This is a genomic window from Flavobacterium sp. (genome assembly GCF_044373165.1).
Classification (GTDB): domain Bacteria; phylum Bacteroidota; class Bacteroidia; order Flavobacteriales; family Flavobacteriaceae; genus Flavobacterium.
In genome coordinates this window covers 1-3,381 of sequence record NZ_JBILQL010000166.1, presented here as the reverse complement: position 1 = coordinate 3,381, position 3,381 = coordinate 1, and the positions used below count along the sequence as shown (strand labels likewise).

The window sequence follows — 3,381 nt, the reverse complement described above, 5'->3', positions numbered from 1 at the left end:
TCTTCGGTAAGAAGAATACGCTACTCAATAAAGCTATTAAGGAGTTGTTCGACTTCTCACAGATGTCGTTGGCTAGTTACCACACATTCAACATCAGCTCACGCCGCGACATTGACGGTATCGTTCAAATCGCACAGGACGCCCGTGTTGCCTTTGAGGACAAAGAGTTCTTTGATTCGCTACTCGAACGGATTCAGTCGGATGAGTATGAACTAGAGCAGAAGATGTCTCAAGCACCGGATACTCTGTACTTCTCTCGTAGTGACGTTGAGAAACTCAACACCCCCTCAGGTATTTCTCTGCAATCCTTTGCGGCTGCTTTCACCCGATTCATCGAACCGGAGACAAAGACATATGAAGATGTAGTTGAACTAGCTGATGAGATTATTCAAGACCACATACAGTACCCTGAAAATTATGTCGTCGAAGCCACTCCAGATGGCATATCTAGGATGTACAGGCGGCTTCTTACCATGCCTGATGGTAAAGTATATGACCCAGATAATATCGAACACGCTAACGCTTCGGATCAAACAGTAGAGATACACAACTTAATCTCTGACGGCGGTTTCGACAAAGCAGTTGAGGATACAGTATGGAAGATAAACACAGAACGATCAGATGCCATTCGTTCTTTCGCTGAGTACTTAAACCAGCACTCAGTACTAGAGGCGGACCCAGCACCAGAAACTCTTTACGACTCGCCGGAAGCGGCGGTGTTACTAATTGCAGCATCAAAGTATGCCGTAAGAACGGACCCAGACACTAAAGCCGATAACGGGCTAAGGTATCGCGTGATCGAGATGGCCGGTGACAACGAGCAAATGCCGTTTGTAGCGGACGGTAAGACAGCATCAGATGTAGTTGGCTATCTTAGATCTGGGAAAGGAATTAAAGACGCCGTTAAACTGGCCTACATCAAGCAACAGAATGCCGCTTCGGAAACGTCTAAAAAGTTTGGTACTGGTTGGTATGTGTTTAAGAAATCTAAAGAACACGAAGACGCAGTAAAACTAAATGAAGCGTGCGCTGGTACTTCATGGTGTACAGGCGGTCATGTGTCTACAGCCAAATCACATCTGTCTGGTGGAGACTTCCACGTTTACTTCGAAAACGGAAAAGCAGAAGTAGCTATACGTACCTATAATGATAGGCTGGCGGAACCCCCTCGCGGAAATACCCCGAACCAGACACGTACCAAAAAACATGAGGATATACTTCAGACTTATCTAAATAGAAGTGATACAAATATAACTGGAGCTGAGGACTTTTTAGCAGACAAAGAGTTCCTAGACAGAGTAGTTAGAGATAAAGGTTTGTCTAGTTTCACAGACCTAGAACTACTTAACATACCCAAGCATCGTAAGTCTAGTAACGGATACAGCGATGACGCCGACAAGTGGCCTTCATCTGTGTATAAGGCTATCGCTGAGGAGGTAGAAAAACGTGACAACATCTTCTTCTATGACTCTGATAAAGTTCGTAAGAAAGAATACAACCCCGACGTACAGTATGTTTATTCCGATAGTGACTCGCTCGTAGATGTGGGAGACTTCCCTAACTTAGTAGCAACAAACGTTGGCGTGTGGGTCAACGCAACTGGTCTTTCCGCCATTGATGCAGCTAAAAATCTAGAGTTTGTGGGACAAACACTTTATGTTGATATTGGTATACTAAAAACACCATCATTAAAACTGGAATTACCAAAACTAAAAGGAGCTGAAAAAGTTGTAGTAAGACACGGGCAGTACTCTGATGCTTTAAATGTAGTTTTCCCAGAGCTAACACGTGTAGAATATATCGAGCTTCGGGGTGACAACAACCGCGTCCAAAGTGGTAGCATGGTTATTGCGGAATTTCCTGCCGTTACTACTCTTGATTCGTTGATAGTAGCGAGCGGAAACGCTAGACTCCCACAGCTGGTAAAAATTCGTGCGATCCAAGGCACGAGCGATGCCCGTAACCGTAGCGCGTATGTCCCTAAACTAACTGAAGTAGAGTACTTAAATCGTACTCCAAAGTTAGACGCGCCAAACCTAAAGAAGGTTACTTACCTATCGGAGACGACAACCCCGTTGTCTTTACCACAACTAACAGAGATCACAAACTGGAGCCAAATTGAACAGGATACATATGACTTCCCGAAGTTAACTAAGGTTGGCGAGATGTATGAAGTGACCGGAAATCATACGCTCCCTAACATAACCAGTATTGACCGTATTCTTGCTGTGGGTGTTGGTGATAGAAGTGGAAATATTTCGCTGCCAAATGTCTTAAAAATGACGGGCGATATTAGGGGTATCAGAGAAACAAGTCGTCTCGATATGCCTAAACTCACTGAGGTTTTCGAAATCCGAAATATTAATGGATTCTTGAACACGCCTAACTTGAATACTATTCACGGTACACTATCGGATATTGAAATGCCGGTACCGCTAACTCTACCTAAACTGAAAACAATCGGTAAATCAATATCTCAGACTGAATCCCCCATCAATCTACCGGAACTAGAAACATTAGGTGACCCAACAAGAGTAAGTTTCACTGGGAAAGCTATCACTCAAGCCCGCGATTTATTTGTACCTAAACTTAAAACTATTTATGGTTCGGTTTCCTCGGCTCATAGGTTAGATTTACCTAGCCTAGAGTTTCTATACGGTAAAATCCTAGGTATTGCAAAGCCAAAACCAAAACCATTAACCAAACCAGTAACCGAGGTATCTTCAAGACTGCTAAATCCTCGGATGGCGACTGATACGTCAGAGAACGTGCGGATACCCGATACCGCTCAAATCATTGGTGGTCAAGTCCCCGAACAACTTACGTGGACTAGCATGATTCGCGTGCCGGAACTTACCGGAGACACAGCAATTGACGTGCTCGGTGAGATCCGCCGCATCACACCTGCTGGCATCAACATCGAGATCAACAACACGATGGTCGGCGCGATGGGCGCTAATGCAACTAAGCCTAATACGATACTTGTCAACGAGAATCTCGTGGCGACAATGGCGTCAGGTCTGTCGGAAGCTAACGCGAAAGCGGTAGTGCGTACGGCAGTAGATGAGGAGCTTGCCCACCTTGCATCATTCACTGCGTTCGCAACATCTGACTTTGCTGCTATCGCAGTGGAACTCGGTCCCGATAAGGTGAACGAGATACTCGATATGATGTACTCCAACATGGTGCCTGACGCCGCCGAGCGTGCGGCTCGCATTGCCGCCGACCGTGAGGCTGGTGTGACCGGAGACGTTGACGCCGCCGCTGAGTGGGTGCGTATGGAGATCACCCGTATGGCTACAGGCCGCACGAGGGAAGCAGACATTGCATTCTTCTACACCAACCCATCATTGCTTGAGCGATTCCTTGAAGGACTCAAAG

General features: G+C 45.9%; 1 protein-coding gene. It reads left to right on the top strand.

Annotation, left to right across the window (positions count from 1 at the left end; all coding sequences use genetic code 11):
• A partial coding sequence (locus ACIQ32_RS12415; protein ID WP_396195989.1) for a hypothetical protein occupies positions 1-3,381 on the top strand: 3,381 nt, incomplete at both ends.